Genomic DNA, 17928 nt, shown 5'->3' on the forward strand with positions numbered 1-17928 from the left:
GGCTCCACAACCGGGAGATGCGAGATGAAGACCGACCCGACGGCCGCGCCGCCGCCCTGCGCCGGCCCGCGCCGCGGCAGGCCCCGCAGCGAGGCCGCCGAACAGGCGATCTTCGCCGGCGTCGAGGAACTCATGGCGGCCGGCACCAGCCTGGCGGAACTGACCATCGAGGGCATCGCCACCGCCGCCGGCGTCGGCAAGGCCACCATCTACCGTCGCTGGCCCAACAAGGAGGCCCTGCTGATCGACATGGTCAGCAGACTGGAGGAGCCCCTCCCCGGGTCCACCGGGTCGATCCGCGGCGACCTCGTCGCGATGATCGAGTACATGCGGCAGCGCGGCCTGGCCAAGCGCTCCCGCTGGGTGCTCAAGGCCGCGCTCGGCCAGATGCACAGCTGGCCCGAGCTGCACGCCGCCTACCGCGCCCGGGTGATCGCGCCCCGCCGGGAGGCCGCCCGCGAGCTCGTCCGCCGCGGTGTCGCCGGGGGCGAGCTGCGCGCCGACCTCGACGAGGACCTGCTCGGCGATCTGCTGCTCGGACCGATCCTCGCCCGCAGCGTGCTCTGGGACGACTCCGACCTCGACGACCCGCGGCTCGCCGAGCGGATGGTCGACGCCCTCCTCGACGGTCTCGGGGGCCCCGCCCTCCGGCCCGCCCGGACCTGACCGGACGGGCACCTCCCGCGGCCGTCCCGCGCCTGTCCCGCGCTGTCCCGCGTCCTCCGCCCGGCCCTCCGCCCGGCCCTCCTCCCGTCATCGCCGCAGGCCGGGGGGCCGGCGCGGGACGGCCGGCCGCGCAGTGGCCTGGCTCACCAAACCGGGCCACGCCGGAACCCCGGTCGCCCGACCGGGCGTCTGTCCCGACATAGGCTGGGCCGGAATCCGACCGAACCGGCACAGGTCCGGCACGCCCTCCGCCACCGGCGGGGGCGTACCGCGGACGGACAGACGGCGCGAACGACGGGAGTCACGGATGGCGCAGGCGGACAGGGCGGACCGGGTGTCCCCGGCAGCGGCCGGCGACCCGGGATCCGGCCGGCGCCCGGCCGGGTTCCTCGGCGTGCGCGGCTGGGGCCGGGACGCCCGGGGCAGCACCACCTGGCGGCGCGGCCTCGTGCTCGCCGTGGCGGCCCTGCTCACCGGCGCCCTGCTGGCCTTCCACGCCGAGGTGCCGAACAGCGTCGGCAACCTCGGCAGCCTGCTGGAGACCTTCCTGCCCTGGCTGGGGCTGGCCGTGCCGGTGCTGCTCGTCCCCGCCCTGCTGCGCCGCTCCGCCACCGCGCTGCTCGCCCTGCTGGTGCCGGTGGTGATCTGGGCCAACATGTTCGGCGGCCTGCTCACCGACAAGAGCGGCGGCACCGGCGACTTCACCGTGGTCAGCCACAACGTGGCCGCCGCCAACACCGACCCGCAGGGCACCGTCCGGATGCTGGAGCAGTCCGGGGCGCAGATCGTCGCGCTCCAGGAACTGGCCGGCCGGCAGCTGCGCGCCTACGAGACCGGGCTGGCCGAGAGCTACCCGTACCACGCGGTGGAGGGCACGGTCGGGCTCTGGTCCAAGTACCCGATCGGCGACGTCTCGGTGGTGGACATCAGGATGGGCTGGACCAGGGCGTTCCGGGCCGAGGTGACCACCCCGAAGGGTCCGCTCGCGGTGTACGTCGCCCATCTGCCGTCGGTCCGGCTCAAGGCCGAGGGCGGCTTCACCGTCAACCAGCGGGACGTCAGCGCCCAGGCGCTCGGGGACGCGGTCGAGGCCGAACCGCTGAAGAAGGTGCTGTTGCTCGGCGACCTCAACGGCACCATGAACGACCGCAGTCTGGCGCCGATCACCTCGCAGATGCGCTCGGCCCAGGGCGCGGCCGGGGACGGCTTCGGCTTCAGCTGGCCGGCGTCCCTCCCGATGGCCCGGATCGACCAGATCATGAGCAAGGGCGGACTCGAGCCCACCGACTCGCGGACCCTTGAGCGGGACGGCAGCGACCACCTCGCGGTGGCCGCCACCTACCGCTACCGCTGAGCCGGCGAACAGCTCGGGGCAGCTCAGCCCCGGTGCCAGCGGTTGGTGATCGGGAGCCGGCGGTCCCGGCCGAAGCCCTTGGCCGAGATCTTCGGGCCCGGCGGGTACTGCCGGCGCTTGTACTCGGCGGTGTCGACCAGCCGCACCACCCGGTCCACCACGGCCGGGTCGAAGCCGGCCGCCACGATCGCGTCCCGGCCCTGGTCGCCCTCGACGTAGAGGTCGAGGACGGTGTCCAGCAGGTCGTAGTCCGGCAGCGAGTCGGTGTCCTTCTGGTCCGGCCGCAGCTCGGCGGACGGCGGCTTGACGATGGTGTGCTCCGGGATCGGCGGCACCGCGCCGAGCCGCTCGGCCTCCTCGTTGCGCCAGCGGGCCAGCCGGAAGACCAGCGACTTGTAGACGTCCTTGATCGGGCCGTAGGCGCCGACCGAGTCGCCGTACAGGGTCGAGTAGCCGACCGCCAGCTCGCTCTTGTTGCCGGGCGCGAGCACGAGGTGCCCCTCCTGGTTGGAGATCGCCATCAGCAGGGTGCCGCGCAGCCGGGACTGGAGGTTCTCCTCGGCCAGTCCGGTCAGCTCGGTGGCGGCCGTGTAGGCGTCGAACATCGGGGCGATCGACACCGTGCGGAAGTTCAGCCCGGTGCGGCGGGCCAGCTCGGCCGCGTCGTCCCGGGAGTGCTGCGAGGAGTAGCGGCTCGGCATCGACACGCAGTGCACGTTCCCGGCGCCGACCGCGTCCACCGCGAGGGCGGCGACCACGGCCGAGTCGATGCCCCCGGACAGGCCGATCAGCACCGAGCGGAAGCCGTTCTTGCGCACGTAGGCCCGGGTGCCGGAGACCAGCGCGGACCAGATCTCGGCCTCGTCGGCGATCCGCGGCGCGACCTCGGCCCGTACCCGCTCGGCGGGAGCCCCGGCGGGCCCGCCGCCCAGTTCGGTGCGGACCAGGTGCAGCCCGTCGGCGAGCAGCAGTCCGTCGGTGTGGTCGCTGCCGGCCGTCGGCAGGTCGAGGTCCAGCACCAGCAGGTGCTCCTCGAACTGCGGGGAGCGGGCCAGCACCTCGCCGTCCGGGGCGACCACCACCGAGTCGCCGTCGAAGACCAGCTCGTCCTGGCCGCCGACCATGTTCACGTAGGCGAGCGCGCAGCCCGCCTCGGCGGCCCGGCGCCGCACCAGCTCCAGCCGGACGTCGTCCTTGTTGCGCTCGTACGGCGAGCCGTTGATCACCAGCAGCAGGCCGGCCCCGGCCTCGCGGGCGGCGGTCACCCGGCCGCCGTCCTGCCAGATGTCCTCGCAGATCGCCAGCGCGACGTCCACCCCGTGCACCCGCAGCACCGGCAGCTGGTCGCCGGGGACGAACCAGCGGTACTCGTCGAACACGCCGTAGTTCGGCAGGTGGTGCTTGGCGAACCGGGTGGCGACCTCGCCGCGGAACAGCACCGCGGCGCAGTTCTGCGGGGAGCCGGCCGGCCGGCCGAAGCGCGGCGAGGCCTGTGCGGACCGGCCGAGGTAGCCCACCACCACGGGCACCTCGCCGAGCCCCTCCGCGGCGAGCCGGGCAGCCAGCCGGGTCAGGCCGGACCGCGACGCCTCGACGAAGGAGCGGCGCAGCGCGAGGTCCTCGACCGGGTAGCCGGTCAGGGCCATCTCGGGGAACGCCACCAGCTGGGCGCCGGCCTCGACGGCCCGCCCGGTCCAGTGCACCACCTCGTCGCCGTTGCGGGCGATGTCACCGACCCAGGGGTCGGTCTGGCAGAGGGCGAGACGCAGATTGGGCATGTCACCGAGTCTAATCGTCGATCTGACGAAATGTCTCGGCCGGGGTCGCCACTGCCTCCGGCGGCCGTGATCCGCCATGATGGGGAGCAGTCGCCGCCGGGGTGGTTTCCGGGCGTAACACGAACGTAAAGAGCAGAGGTGAGACTGTCCCCATGGGCAAGCAGCAGGAGTTCGTGCTTCGGACGCTCGAAGAGCGTGACATCCGGTTCGTCCGGCTGTGGTTCACCGATGTCCTGGGGTTCCTCAAGTCGGTCGCGGTGGCGCCGGCCGAGCTGGAGCAGGCGTTCGAGGAGGGCATCGGCTTCGACGGCTCGGCGATCGAGGGATTCGCCCGGGTGTACGAGTCCGACATGATCGCGAAGCCGGACCCGACCACCTTCCAGATCCTGCCGTGGCGCTCGGAGACCCCGGGCACCGCGCGGATGTTCTGCGACATCCTGATGCCGGACGGCTCGCCGTCCTACGCCGACCCGAGGTTCGTGCTGAAGCGCACCCTGGAGAAGGCCTCCGCCCAGGGCTTCACCTTCTACACCCACCCCGAGATCGAGTTCTTCCTGCTGAAGAACCTGCCCGGCGACGGCACCGCGCCGATCCCCGCCGACCACTCCGGCTACTTCGACCACACCCCGCGCGGGGTGGGCCACGACTTCCGCCGCCAGGCGATCACCATGCTGGAGTCGATGGGCATCTCGGTGGAGTTCTCCCACCACGAGGGCGCCCCCGGCCAGCAGGAGATCGACCTCCGCTACGCCGACGCGCTCTCCACGGCCGACAACATCATGACCTTCCGGCTGGTGATGAAGGAGGTCGCGCTGGAGCAAGGCGTGCACGCCAGCTTCATGCCCAAGCCGTTCTCCGACCACCCCGGTTCGGGCATGCACACCCACCTCTCGCTGTTCGAGGGCGACCGCAACGCCTTCCACGAGTCGGGTGCCGAGTACCAGCTCTCCAAGGTCGGCCGCTCGTTCATCGCCGGTCTGCTGAAGCACGCCGCCGAGACCGCCGCCGTCACCAACCAGTGGGTGAACTCCTACAAGCGGATCTGGGGCGGCTCCCAGCGCACCGCCGGCGCGGGCGGCGAGGCCCCGTCGTACATCTGCTGGGGCCACAACAACCGCTCCGCGCTGATCCGGGTCCCGATGTACAAGCCGGGCAAGCAGGGCTCCACCCGGGTCGAGGTCCGCTCCCTGGACACCGGCTGCAACCCCTACCTGGCCTACGCCGTCACCCTGGCGGCCGGTCTCAAGGGCATCGAGGAGGGCTACGAGCTCCCGCCGGGCGCCGACGACGACGTGTGGGCCCTCACCGACCCCGAGCGCCGCGCCCTCGGCATCCAGCCGATGCCGCAGAACCTGGGCGAGGCGATCGACCTGATGCAGCGCAGCGAGCTGGTCGCGGAGACCCTCGGCGAGCACGTGTTCGACTTCTTCCTGAGGAACAAGAAGCAGGAGTGGGAGGAGTACCGCTCCGAGGTCACCCCCTTCGAGCTGCGCAAGAACCTCCAGGTGCTGTAGCGGTTCCGACCACAGAGGGCTGACGCCACGTCAAGCACCACCGGGCCCGCCGTCGTTCCAATGGATGACGGCGGGCCCGCCGTTTGGGTTGGCGCGTTCCCTGATGGCGGTACGTGAGGAGATTGTGACGTTGCGTTGTGATCCGATAAGCGTGATCAATCCCCTCCCCCCTGAGAGGACCTCATGCCCTCCTCCACCGTCAGCCGCGCCGCCGCCGTCCGCACCCTCGCCCGCCGGGCCGGGATCACCGGGGTGGCTGTCGTCGCCGTCGCCGGACAGCTGCTCACCGCCCCGATCGCGGACGCCCGCGGCTCGGGCCCCAAGGGCCCGCAGCAGCGTGCCGACACCATCGTCTCGAACCCGCTGCCGTTCAAGACGCGCTTCCAGGGCGACTTCCACGGCTCGGTCACGCGGATCAGCAACTCCCTGATGACCTGCGACGAGACCCAGCCGCCGGTCGACCCGGCACAGCCGGCGTGCGTGGACGCCCGGACCGGCGCGGGCAGCCGGCCGATCAACAACAACTACCAGATGAAGTACATCAACATCGATCCGGGCAGCATCGGCCCGCTCGGCGACGAGATCTACTCGGCCAGCTCGGCCGACCTGGGGCTGCTGGAGGGCTCTCAGATCAAGTACGCCCGGCTGTACTGGGGCGGCACCCGGGGCATCGGCAGCACCGTCCTGCCGGAGAGCCAGATCGACGAGATCTACCTGAAGGTCCCGGGCGAGAACCAGTACCGCAACATCGCCAACGACCAGCCGTCCATCGGCTACATCACCACCACCGAGGAGAGCAGCTACCAGGCCTCCGCCGACATCACCGACCTGGTGAAGGCGGCGGGCAACGGCACCTACACCGCCGCCAACATGGACTCGGTGGTGAAGCCGCACAGCTGGGGCGGCTGGTCGATCGTGGTGGCGTACGAGAACCCCTGCAAGCCGCTGCGCCACGTCCACATCTGGGACGGCTTCCAGGTGGAGCTGCCGGACAGCCCGGCCCGCGAGTTCAACCTCGACGGGCTGCAGACCCCCGCCACCGGGCCGGTCGCCGGAAAGCTCGGCTTCATCGTCTACGACGGCGACCTGAAGTGGACCGGGGACACCCTGGCGATGAAGTCCACCAACGGGCCGGAGTCGATCTTCACGGACGTCAACCACGCCTCCAACGACGCGTTCAACTCCACCATCGAGGAGCTGACCCCGGCGGACCAGTTCGTCCGCAACCCGTACAACCGCAACAACTTCGGCTACGACTCCAACCGCTGGGACATCTCGCCGTTCCTGCGCAACGGGGACACCGACATCACCATCAAGTTCGACACCGACAAGGACGGCTACGACCTCGGTGTCTTCTACGCCTACGTGAACCTGGACGGCTCGCTGGAGGGCTGACCGCCCGGCACCGACCCGCGCCGCTGCCGCACCACCCGGACCGGGGGGTGCGGCAGCGGCGTTCCGGCCCGCCGGGGCGCCCCGCGCAGCAGCCGCTCGCAGGGGCGCTCCACCCACCGGTGCAGGGCGCCCGCCGCGGCCAGCGTCCCGGCGGCGAGCAGCAGGTCGACGGCGAGCAGCGCGAGCGTCCCGGTCGGCCGGCCGGCCGTCCACAGCCAGCAGCGGATGCCGATCTCGTGCACCAGGTACCAGGCGTAGGACCACTCGCCGAGCAGCACCGCCGTGCGCCCGCGGAGCAGCCGGGGCGCCGTGCCCGCCGCGTCCCGCCCGGCGGCGGCCACCAGCAGCGCCGCGAACAGCGGGGCCGGGAACAGCTGCGAGGCGCTGTACGGGCCCCACCACAGGGAGTCGGGGACGGCCGCGTGCCAGGGCACCAGCAGGACGTGCCAGCCGGCCACCGCCGCCGCGGCCGCGCCGAGCCGCACCCGTGGGAGCAGCCCGTGCCGGGCGGCCAGCCCGGTGACCACCCCGAGCACGAACTGCGGGGTGCGGGTCAGCGGCAGGTAGTCCAGCAGCCAGCCGCGCAGGGCCGGATCGGCGGGGAGCAGCGCGCCCGCAGCCCAGAGCACCGGGCCGAGTGCGGCGCAGGCCGCCGCCAGCGGCAGCCAGCTCCGCCGGCGCGGGGCCAGCAGCCGCAGCAGCGCCGGGAACAGCAGGTAGAACCAGGCCTCGGCGCCCAGCGACCAGGAGGCCGGGTTGCCGCCGAAGACCGTCCCCGGTGCCCAGGCGTGCAGCAGCGGCAGCGACCAGAGCACGGCCGCCAGCGGGACGGCCAGGCCCAGGACGGCGTTCGCGCCCAGCGACAGCGCGGTGGTCAGCGCGTGCAGCGGCCAGATCCGGGCGAACCGGCGGCGGGCGAAGGACCGGGCGCCGACCGGTGACCCCTCGTACGTCCAGGCGAGGACGAAACCGGAGAGGACGAAGAAGAAGGTGACCCCCGAACGCCCGTACCAGGAGAGCGGGCCGAGCAGCGGCAGCTCGCCGAGCTTGCGCGCCAGGTGGTAGAGCACCACCAGCAGCGCGGCCCAGAAGCGCAGCCCGGTGAGCGAGGGCAGACGGCCGGGCATCGGACCCTCCGGGAGGGTGGGACGGGCAGCGGGAGCGGACGCCGGGTGAACGAGCGCGGCGGGCGCGGGGTCACGGACGGGCGACACCGGTGTCCGCCCGGTGGTCACGCCCGGGCGTGCCGCCCCCGGGACGCGTAGCCTGCTGGAGCGGACGGGGGGCGGACGGGGGCGGACGGACGGAGGGGCGATGGCGGTGGAGGAACAGCGGGCCGGCAGCCGGGTGAGCCGACCGGAGAGCAGACTGGCGCGGCGCGGGTTCACCGACCCCGCCAAGGCGCTGCGGCTGCTCGTCGAACCGGCCCTGGACGGGCTGGCCGCGGACCCGGTGCTGCTCGACGCGCTCGCCGCCACCGCCGATCCCGACCTCGCCCTGCTCGGTCTGTCCCGGCTGCTGGAGGCCGCCGAGGAGACCGACCGGCACACCCTGCGCGACACCCTGACCACCTCCAAGCCGCTGCGCGACCGGCTGCTCGGCGTGCTCGGCGCGTCCACCGCGCTCGCCGACCACCTCGCCAGGCACCCGCACGACTGGCACGTCCTGGTCACCTTCGAGCTGCGCGACATGCACCCCGGCCCGGCGGACTTCCGTCGGGCGCTGGCCGAGGCCGTCGCCGCCGACCCCACCGGCCGCCCGGCCGACGCGCTGCGGGTCGGCTACCGCCGCTGCCTGCTGGCGGTCGCCGCCCGCGACCTGACCGGCACCACCGATCTCGCCCAGACCGCCGCCGAACTCGCCGACCTGGCCGGCGCCACCCTCCAGACCGCCCTCGACCTGGCCGCCGCGCAGGACCCGGAGGCCGCCGCCGACTGCCGGCTCGCCGTCATCGGCATGGGCAAGTGCGGCGGACGCGAGCTCAACTACGTCTCCGACGTCGACGTCATCTTCGTCGCGGAGCCTCGCGAGGGCGTCGAGGAGCACCGGGCGGTCCGGGCCGCCACCCGGCTGGCCGCGGCGCTCACCCGGCTGTGCGCCGACACCACCGGCGAGGGCACCATCTGGCCGGTGGACGCCAATCTGCGTCCCGAGGGCCGCAACGGCCCGCTGGTCCGCACCCTGGCCAGCCATGTCGCCTACTACCGGCGCTGGGCCAAGACCTGGGAGTTCCAGGCGCTGCTCAAGGCCCGCCCGGTGGCCGGCGACGCCGAGCTGGGCGAGGCGTACGTCGCCGAGCTGGCGCCGATGGTCTGGCAGGCCGCCGCCCGGGAGAACTTCGTCACCGACGTGCAGCAGATGCGCCGCCGGGTGGTCGACTCGATCCCCGCCACCGAGCTGGACCGCCAGCTCAAGCTGGGCCCCGGCGGACTGCGCGACGTCGAGTTCTCCGTCCAGCTGCTCCAGCTGGTGCACGGCCGCACCGACGAGGCACTGCGCAGCGGCAACACCCTGGAGGCGCTGGCCGCGCTCTCCCGCGGCGGGTACGTGGGCCGCGCCGACGCCGCCTCGCTGGACGCCGCCTACCGGTTCCTGCGCTCGCTGGAGCACCGGATCCAGCTGCACCGGCTGCGCCGCACCCATCTGATGCCCACCGACGAGGAGGACCAGCGCCGGCTGGCCCGCTCGCTGGCGCCGCTGATCAACGACGACACCAGGGCCGACCCGGTCGCCGCGCTGCGGCGGGAGTGGAAGCGGCACGCCGTCGAGGTGCGCCGGCTGCACGAGAAGCTGTTCTACCGGCCGCTGCTGGACGCCGTCGCCGAGCTGCCGCCGGGCGCGGCGGGCCTGCGCCAGGACGCCGCCCGGGCCCGGCTGGAGGCGCTCGGCTACGCCGACCCGGCCGCCGCGCTGCGTCATCTGAGCGCGCTCGCCGCCGGGGTGAGCCGCAAGGCGGCGATCCAGCGCACCCTGCTGCCGGTGCTGCTCGGCTGGTTCGCCGACTCCGCCGACCCGGACGCCGGGCTGCTCAACTTCCGCCAGGTCTCCGACGCGCTCGGCCGCACCCCCTGGTACCTGCGGCTGCTCCGGGACGAGAGCGCCGCCGCCGAACAGCTGGCGCGGGTCCTGTCGGCCGGCCGGCTCGCCCCCGACCTGCTGCTGCGGGCGCCGGAGGCGGTCGCCATGCTCGGCGACCCGCAGGGCCTGGCGCCGCGCGGGCGGCCCGCGCTGGAGCGGGAGGTGCTGGCCGCCGTCAGCCGGGCCGACTCGGTGGCCGGCGCGGTGGCCGCGGTGCGCTCGGTGCGTCGCCGGGAGCTGTTCCGCACCGCCGCCGCCGACGTGCTCGGGCGGCTCGGCGAGGACCCGGCGCAGGCGCTGGACACGGCCGGCGAGGCGCTCACCGCGATCAACGCGGCCACCCTGCAGGGCGCGCTGCGGGCCTGCGTGGCCGGTTGGGAGGCCCGCAACGGCGAGCTGCCGACCCGGATCGCGGTGATCGCGATGGGCCGGTTCGGCGGGCACGAGCTGGGATACGGCTCGGACGCGGACGTGCTCTTCGTCCACGAGCCGGTGCTCGGCTCGCTGGAGGAGGACGCCGCCCGGGCCGCCCAGTCGGTCTGCCACGAGCTGCGCACCCTGCTGGCCGCGCCGTCCACCGAACCGCCGCTGGAGGTGGACGCCGACCTGCGCCCGGAGGGGCGGAACGGACCGCTGGTGCGCTCGCTCGCCTCCTACGAGGCGTACTACCGGCGCTGGTCGCACGCCTGGGAGAGCCAGGCGCTGCTGCGGGCCGAGCCGGTGGCCGGGGACCCGGAGCTGGGGGAGCGGTTCCGGCGGCTGATCGACCCGCTGCGCTTCCCCGGCGAGGGGGTGCCCGAGCGGGACGTGCTGGAGATCCGCCGGATCAAGGCGAGGATCGAGGCGGAGCGGCTGCCGCGCGGCGCCGATCCGACCACCCACACCAAGATCGGCCGGGGCGGGCTGGCGGACGTCGAGTGGACCGTGCAGCTGCTCCAGCTGCGGCACGGGCACGAGCTGCCGGGGCTGCGCACCACCCGGACCAGGGCGGCGCTTGCGGCGGCGGCCGGAGCCGGGCTGGTCGGGGCGGAGGACGCGGAGGTGCTGGACGCGGCCTGGGTACTGGCCTCCCGGGTGCGTTCGGCGGTGATGCTGGTGCGCGGCCGGCCGGGCGACTCCTTCCCGGCGGACACCCGGGAGCTGGCCGGGGTGGCCCGCTACCTGGGGTACGGGGCCGGGCACAGCGGCGAGCTGGTGGACGACTACCGGCGCACCACCCGGCGGGCCCGGTCGGTGGTGGAGCGGCTGTTCTACGGCTGACACGCGGGGGAACGCGGAGAGGGGCCCCGGTCGCCCGGGGCCCCTCTCCGCGTTCTCGTCGTTCTCGTCGTTCTCGTCGTTCCCGTCGTTCCCGTCGTTCCCGTCCTCGGTCGCGGCCTCAGCGGCGCGCGCTGCTCACCGCGGGCTCGCTCCACTGCTCGGGCACGGTGACCGGCTCGGCCGGCAGCTCCCGGGCGGGCACCTGCGGGAGCCGGTAGACCCAGGAGTGGTAGAGCCAGCCGGCGGTGAGGAAGCCCACCAGCAGGCACAGCAGGCCGCCGACCGCGTCCATCCAGAAGTGGTTGGCGGTGGAGACGATCACCAGCAGGGTGGCCACCGGGTAGAGCAGGCCGAGGCCCCGGACCCACGTCCGGCGGGCCAGGAAGAAGATGGTCAGACCGCACCACGTCGACCAGCCGATGTGCATCGAGGGCATCGCGGCGAACTGGTTGGAGACGTGGGTGGCCGGGCCGGAGGCCATCGAACCCCAGGTGCCGTGCGCCTTCACGGTGTCGATGAAGCCGCCGTCGGTCATCAGCCTGGGCGGGGCCAGCGGGAAGAAGTAGAAGCCGACCAGGGCGATCGCGGTGGTGACGAACAGCACCGTGCGGACCGCGGCGTAGCGGCCGGGGTGCCACCGGTAGATCCAGACCAGGACGCCGATGGTCACGATGAAGTGCAGCGTCGCGTAGTAGTAGTTCATCCCGGTGATCAGCCAGCCGACGCTGTCGACCGCGTGGTTGACCGAGCGCTCGACGGCGATGCCGAGGGACTGCTCGAGGTCCCAGATCCAGCCGGCGTGCTTCTGCGCGATCGCCTCCTGCTCGGGGACGGCGTTGCGCACCAGGGAGTAGATCCAGTAGCTGACGCCGATCAGTGCCAGCTCGAACCAGAGTCTCGGGCGCGCGGGCGAGCGGCGCTGCTCGCGGACGCGGTCACGCAGGGCCGCGGTCCGGGTGCGGGCCGCACGGGTGGCTCCGTCGGGCATGCGGCCGCCGTTCTGGTCGATCTCGGTCGGTTCCCCCATGGACGAGAAGTCTGCCAGACGTCCCGTAGCCGTCTGCTCATCCTCCGGAAGTGGATTCTTCACCGGCTGTCCCCCTTCAGAGGTAGGGGGTGGCTCCCACCGGGGGAGGGGGTGCGGACGGATCTGGGGTCAACCGGTGGGACGGGCATACGTCCCATTGTCACGCCGGAGGGGCGGGGCGGCGCAATCGGGGGTGGGGCCGCGCGGGGCGGTCGCATTTTCCCCGACCGAAACCCTTTCTGCATCTTGCTGAAACATATTGCAGGCCGCTAGCGTCTCGGCCACCCGAGCACCCCATGACCCCATACCCCCGCAAGGGAGCCTTCAGTGGCCGAAGTCCCGCCCCGCCGCAGGCGGAGCACCCCTCGCAGACCCGGCCGGACGGCGGTGCTCCTCGCCGCCGCGCTCACCGCCGCCTCCCTCGGCACCGCCGGACCGGCCGCGCTCGCCGCCGCCCCGCCCGGCCCGCCCTCGGACGCCGCGCTGGCCGCCACCGCCGGTCGGCACGACCTCACCCGCGAGCAGTTCTACTTCGTGCTGCCGGACCGCTTCGCCAACGGCGACCGGGGCAACGACACGGGAGGCATCACCGGCACCCGCCTCGACCACGGCCTCGACCCGGCCGACAAGGGCTTCTACCACGGCGGCGACCTCGCCGGGCTGATCCAGCGGCTCGACTACATCCAGGACCTCGGCACCACCGCGATCTGGATGGCGCCGATCTTCACCAACAAGCCGGTCCAGGGCGCCGGGGACGCCGCCGGCGCCGGGTACCACGGCTACTGGATCACCGACTTCACCCGGGTCGACCCGCACTTCGGCACCAACGAGCAGTTGAAGGAACTGATAGCCAAGGCCCACGCCCGGGGCATCAAGGTCTTCTTCGACGTCATCACCAACCACACCGCCGACATCATCGACAACCGGCAGGGACAGTCCGGCTACCGCAGCACCGGCGCCTACCCGGTGCTGGACGCCGACGGCAGGCCCGTCGACGAGACCGCCCTCGCCGACGCCGCAGCTGCCTGGCCGAAGCTGACCAAGGACTCGTTCCCCTACAGCCCGGTCTTCCGCAAGCCCTCCGACGCCACCGCCAAGACCCCGGCCTGGCTCAACGACCCCGCGCTGTACCACAACCGGGGCGACTCCACCTTCGCCGGCGAGTCCGCCACCGAGGGCGACTTCTCCGGCCTCGACGACCTCGACACCCAGAACCCCAAGGTGGTCAAGGGCTTCGAGAAGGTCTACCAGCAGTGGGTCGAGGAGGCCGGCGTCGACGGCTTCCGGATCGACACCGTCAAGCACGTCAACATGGCCTTCTGGCAGCAGTGGGCGCCCGCGCTCAAGAAGTTCGCCGCCGAGCGGGGCAACAAGAAGTTCTTCATGTTCGGCGAGGTCTACTCGGGCGACCCGGCCGTCACCGCGCCCTACGTCACCAAGGGCCGGCTGCAGGCCACCCTCGACTTCCCGTTCCAGGGCGCCGCCCGCGCCTACGTCTCCCAGGGCGGACCGGCCCGGGGCCTGGCCGAGCTCTACGGCCAGGACCACCGCTACACCACCGCCGACACCGACGCCTACGAGCTGCCGACCTTCCTCGGCAACCACGACATGGGCCGCTTCGGCTCCTTCCTGCTCGCCGACAACCCCGGCGCCGACGAGGCCACCCTGCTGAAGAAGGACCGGCTCGGCAACGAGCTGATGTTCCTCACCCGCGGCCAGCCCGTCGTCTACTACGGCGACGAGCAGGGCTTCACCGGCGCCGGCGGCGACAAGGACGCCCGCCAGGACGTCTTCGCCTCGCAGACCCCCTCCTACAACACCGACCGCGTCCTCGGCGGCACCCCCGGCCCCGCCGACCGCTACGACCGGGACGCCGCGCCCTACCGGGACATCGCCGCCCTGGCGAAGCTCCGCCGCGACCACCCGGCGCTCGCCGACGGCGCCCAGATCGAGCGGTACGCGGCCGACGGCCCCGGCGTCTACGCCTTCTCCCGGATCGACGCCGCCCAGCAGATCGAGTACCTGGTCGCGGTCAACAACGCCCCCGAGGCGAAGACCGTCACCCTGGACACCTTCTCGGCCGGACAGGGTTTCGACCGGATCTACCCGGCGGCGGGGGAGCGGGTCTCCAGCGGCGCGGACCGCAGGGTCACTGTCACCGTCCCGGCGCTGTCCTCCCTCGTCCTCAGGGCCGCCGGGAAGGCCGCCCCGCTTCCGGCCGCGCCCTCGATCGCCGTCGAGGCGCCCGCCGATGGCTCCACCGGGACCGTCACCGTCGGTGCGAAGGTGCCCGGCGGCGGCTTCGGCCGGGTGACCTTCGCCGCGCAGGTCGGCGACCGGCCCTGGCAGGTGCTGGGCACCTCCGACACCGGCACGTCCGGCTCCGCCGGTCAGAAGCCCTACGCCGTCACCCAGGACCTCGCGGGCGTCGCCCCGGGCACGCCCGTCCGCTACAAGGCCGTGGTCCAGGACGCCGCCGGCCGGCTGGCCTCGGCCACCGGCGGGTTCACCACCGGCACCCCGGCCCCGAAGCCGGTCCCCAGTGCCGCCGCCCGCCCGTACGCCGTCGTCCACTACCAGCGCAAGGACGGCGACTACGACGGCTGGAACCTCTACGCCTGGGGCGACCTCGCCGACGGCGAGGCCACCCAGTGGCCCGCCGGGCACGGCTTCACCGGCCGGGACGCGTACGGCGCCTTCGCCTATGTGAAGCTCCGGCCGGGCGCCTCGGACCTCGGCTTCGTGGTCGAGAAGGACGGCGTCAAGGACGTCGACGCCGACCGGCACCTCGACCTCGGCGCCACCGGCGAGGTCTGGCTGAAGGAGGGCGACCCGGCCGTCCGCACCGCGAACCCGGGCCCGGTGAACACCCCGCCCGCGGGCACCGCGGTGCTCCACTACAACCGGGCCGACGGGAACTACGACGGCTGGGGCCTGCACGACTGGACCGGCGCCGCCGCCCCCACCGACTGGGGCAACCCGCTGCAGCCCGTCCGCCGGGACGCCTTCGGCGCCGTCTTCGAGGTACCGCTCGCCCCCGGCGCGACCAGCCTCAGCTACATCCTGCACAAGGGCAACGACAAGGACCTGCCCGCCGACCAGTCGCTCGACCTGGCCGGCACCGGCCGCGAGGTCTGGATCCTCGGCGGCCGGGAGGGCTACCTGCTGCCGCAGGCCGCCGGTGCCTCCTCCCAGCTGGACCCCGCCGCCGCCAAGGCCCAGTGGATCGACGCCCGCACCGTCGTCGTCCCGCCCGGGTACGGGGCCGGGGACGCCGCGCTCGCCGCCGGCACCAGCGCCCAGCTGGTGTACGACCCGGCGGGCGGCATCCGGGCCGACCGGGGCACCCTGACCGGGCCCGGCCGGTGGATCCGGCTCGAGCCCGCCCCCGGCGGGCTGACGGCCGCCCAGAAGGCGGCCTTCCCGCACCTGGCGGGCTACCGCGCCTTCACCGTGGACGCGCGCGACGCCGCCCGGGTGCCCGAAGCCCTGCGGAGCCAGCTGCTGTTCACCGAGCACCTGCCGAGCGGTGCCGCCCTGGCCGCCACCGGTGTGCAGATCCCCGGCGTGCTCGACGACCTGTACGCCCGCCGCACCGGCCGGGTCGACTTCGGACCGGCCTTCTACCACGGCAAGGTCGCGCTCTCGCTCTGGGCGCCGACCGCGCAGGAGGTCTCCGTCCAGGTCTTCGACACCGCCACCGGCGGCACCTCGAGGACCCTGCCGCTGAAGCGCGACGACGGGACCGGGGTCTGGGAGGTGGTCCGGGACCGGGCCGAACTCGACGGCAAGTACTACCTGTACCAGGTCAAGGTGTGGGCGCCGACGGTCCAGCAACTGGTGGTCAACACCGTCACCGACCCCTACTCCGTCGCCCTCTCCACCGACTCCCGGCGCAGCCTGGTCGCCGACCTCGCCGCGAAGGAGCTCGAGCCGCCGGGCTGGGAGAACCACGCCGTCCCGCCGGCCGTCCCGCTCGGACGGGAGCAGATCCAGGAGCTGCACGTCCGCGACTTCTCCGTCGCCGACGACACCGTCCCGGCCGCCGAGCGCGGCACCTACCTGGCCTTCACCGAGTCCGGGGCCGCCGGTGCGAAGCACCTGCGCGAGCTCGCCGCGGCCGGGGTCACCACGATCCACCTGCTGCCGACCTTCGACATCGCCACCGTCAGGGAGAACCGGGCCGAGCAGAAGCTGCCCGCCTGCGACCTCGCCGCCCTGGCCGCCGACAGCGACCAGCAGCAGGAGTGCGTGGCGGCCGTCGCCGCCCAGGACGCCTACAACTGGGGCTACGACCCGCTCCACTACAACGTGCCGGAGGGCTCCTACGCCACCGACCCCGAAGGGACCGCGCGCACCGTGCAGTTCCGGCGGATGGTGCAGGCGATCCACGCGGCCGGCCTGCGGGTGGTGCTCGACGTCGTCTACAACCACACCGCCGCGAGCGGCCAGGCCGAGCACTCGGTGCTGGACCGGGTCGTCCCCGGCTACTACCAGCGGCTGGACGCCAACGGCAAGGTGACCACCGACAGTTGCTGCGCCGACACCGCGCCCGAGCACGCCATGATGAACCGCCTGGTGGTCGACTCCGTCACCACCTGGGCGCGCGAGTACAAGGTGGACGGCTTCCGCTTCGACCTCATGGGCCTGGACCCGAAGTCCACGATGCTGGACGTGCAGGCCGCGCTGCGCCGGATGACGCCGGACTCGGACGGCGTGGACGGGAAGAACGTCCTGCTCTACGGCGAGGGCTGGAACTTCGGCGTGGTGGCGGACAACGCCCGGTTCGAGCAGGCCACCCAGCTCAACCTGGCCGGCACCGGCATCGCCACCTTCGACGACCGGTTCCGGGACTCCGCGCGCGGCGGCAACTTCCAGCTCTCCTCGGCGCCCCAGCAGGGCTTCGCCTCGGGTCTGTTCACCGATCCGAACGGCTCGGCCGCGAACGGCACCCCGGAGCAGCAGAAGGCCCGGCTGCTCCAGCAGACGGACCGGCTCAAGGTGGGGCTGACCGGCAACCTGGCCGGCTACTCCTTCACCGACAGCTCCGGACGGACCGTCACCGGCAAGGACGTCGACTACAACGGCGCCCCGACCGGTTACGCGGCCAGGCCCGGCGAGGCGCTCGCCTACGTGGACGCGCACGACAACGCCGACCTGTTCGACGCGCTCGCGTACAAGCTGCCGGTCGGCACCGCGCCCGCCGACCGGGCCCGGATGCAGGCGCTGGCGCTCGCGCTGACCACGCTGTCGCAGGGCCCCGGCTTCGTCCAGGCGGGCAGCGACCTGCTGCGTTCCAAGTCGCTGGACGCCAACTCCTACGACTCGGGCGACTGGTTCAACGCGATCCACTGGGACCCGCGGGACGGCAACGGCTGGGGCCGCGGACTGCCGCCGGCCGCGGACAACAAGGAGCTGTGGCCCACCGCGAAGGCCCTGCTGGCGGACCCGCGGCTGACCGTGGGACCGGCCGACATCGCGGCGGCGGGCGCGCAGTACCAGGACTTCCTGCGGATCAAGCGCTCCTCGCCGCTGTTCGCGCTGCCGACCCTGGCGGCCGTGCAGCAGCGGCTCGGCTATCCGCTGTCGGGCACGCCCGGCGAGGTCCCGGGGGTGCTCACCCTGCGTCTGGACGGCACCGGGCTGCCGGGCGCGGAGAAGGGGATCACGGTGGTGTTCAACGCGACGCCCACCGAGCGGAGCCAGACCGTCGGGGCGCTGGCCGGGACGGCGCAGGCGCTCCACCCGGTCCAGGCCGCCGGCGCCGACCCGGTGGTGAAGCGGTCCGGCTTCGCCGCGGCGACCGGGACCTTCACCGTGCCGGGCCGCACGGTGGCGGTGTTCGTGCAGAGCTGA

General features: G+C 73.4%; 9 protein-coding genes. 6 read left to right on the forward strand and 3 right to left on the reverse strand.

All coding sequences use genetic code 11. From position 1 onward, the window contains the following. Positions 1-24 precede the first annotated feature (24 nt). Both BLU95_RS27100 and BLU95_RS27105 read left to right on the forward strand, forming a co-directional pair. Positions 25-666: a TetR/AcrR family transcriptional regulator gene (locus tag BLU95_RS27100; protein WP_093862269.1), complete on the forward strand. Its 642-nt coding sequence runs from the start codon at positions 25-27 to the stop codon at positions 664-666. Between the two features lie 307 nt (positions 667-973). Beyond that, entirely contained in the window at positions 974-2020 is a 1047-nt protein-coding gene (locus tag BLU95_RS27105) for an endonuclease/exonuclease/phosphatase family protein (protein ID WP_093862270.1), read from the forward strand. Between the two features lie 23 nt (positions 2021-2043). Here BLU95_RS27105 and BLU95_RS27110 read toward each other — a convergent pair whose 3' ends face one another. After that, entirely contained in the window at positions 2044-3798 is a 1755-nt protein-coding gene (locus BLU95_RS27110; RefSeq protein WP_093862271.1) for an NAD+ synthase, read from the reverse strand. Between the two features lie 152 nt (positions 3799-3950). On the opposite strand from BLU95_RS27110, the gene glnA2 reads away from it, so the two are divergent. Together glnA2 and BLU95_RS27120 are read left to right on the forward strand one after the other, a co-directional pair. Further along, the gene (gene glnA2, locus BLU95_RS27115) at positions 3951-5312 is read left to right on the forward strand and encodes a gamma-glutamylpolyamine synthetase GlnA2 (RefSeq protein WP_093862272.1); all 1362 of its coding nucleotides are present in this window, start codon (positions 3951-3953) and stop codon (positions 5310-5312) included. Between the two features lie 183 nt (positions 5313-5495). Next, a complete protein-coding gene (locus BLU95_RS27120; protein WP_231977805.1) occupies positions 5496-6707 on the forward strand; it encodes a hypothetical protein in 1212 nt (403 codons plus the stop codon). On the opposite strand, the gene BLU95_RS27125 is transcribed toward BLU95_RS27120, so the two are convergent. Then, positions 6674-7834 carry an acyltransferase family protein gene (locus BLU95_RS27125; RefSeq protein WP_093862273.1) on the reverse strand — a complete coding sequence of 387 codons (1161 nt, stop codon included), beginning with the start codon at positions 7832-7834 and terminating at the stop codon, positions 6674-6676. The two genes, BLU95_RS27120 and BLU95_RS27125, sit on opposite strands and share 34 nt — an antisense overlap. 187 nt (positions 7835-8021) lie before the next feature. Here BLU95_RS27125 and BLU95_RS27130 point away from each other — a divergent pair, with 187 nt between their 5' ends. Next, positions 8022-11045, forward strand: coding sequence for a bifunctional [glutamine synthetase] adenylyltransferase/[glutamine synthetase]-adenylyl-L-tyrosine phosphorylase (locus BLU95_RS27130; protein WP_093862274.1), 3024 nt, complete (start codon positions 8022-8024; stop codon positions 11043-11045). Positions 11046-11163: 118 nt separating this feature from the next. On the opposite strand, the gene BLU95_RS27135 is transcribed toward BLU95_RS27130, so the two are convergent. Continuing rightward, positions 11164-12072: a phosphatase PAP2 family protein gene (locus BLU95_RS27135; protein ID WP_231977806.1), complete on the reverse strand. Its 909-nt coding sequence runs from the start codon at positions 12070-12072 to the stop codon at positions 11164-11166. Between the two features lie 327 nt (positions 12073-12399). Between BLU95_RS27135 and pulA the strand changes: the two genes are divergently transcribed. Next, a complete protein-coding gene (gene pulA, locus BLU95_RS27140) occupies positions 12400-17928 on the forward strand; it encodes a pullulanase-type alpha-1,6-glucosidase (RefSeq protein WP_093862275.1) in 5529 nt (1842 codons plus the stop codon).

Source organism: Streptomyces sp. TLI_053, from assembly GCF_900105395.1.
Classification (GTDB): Bacteria; Actinomycetota; Actinomycetes; order Streptomycetales; family Streptomycetaceae; genus Kitasatospora.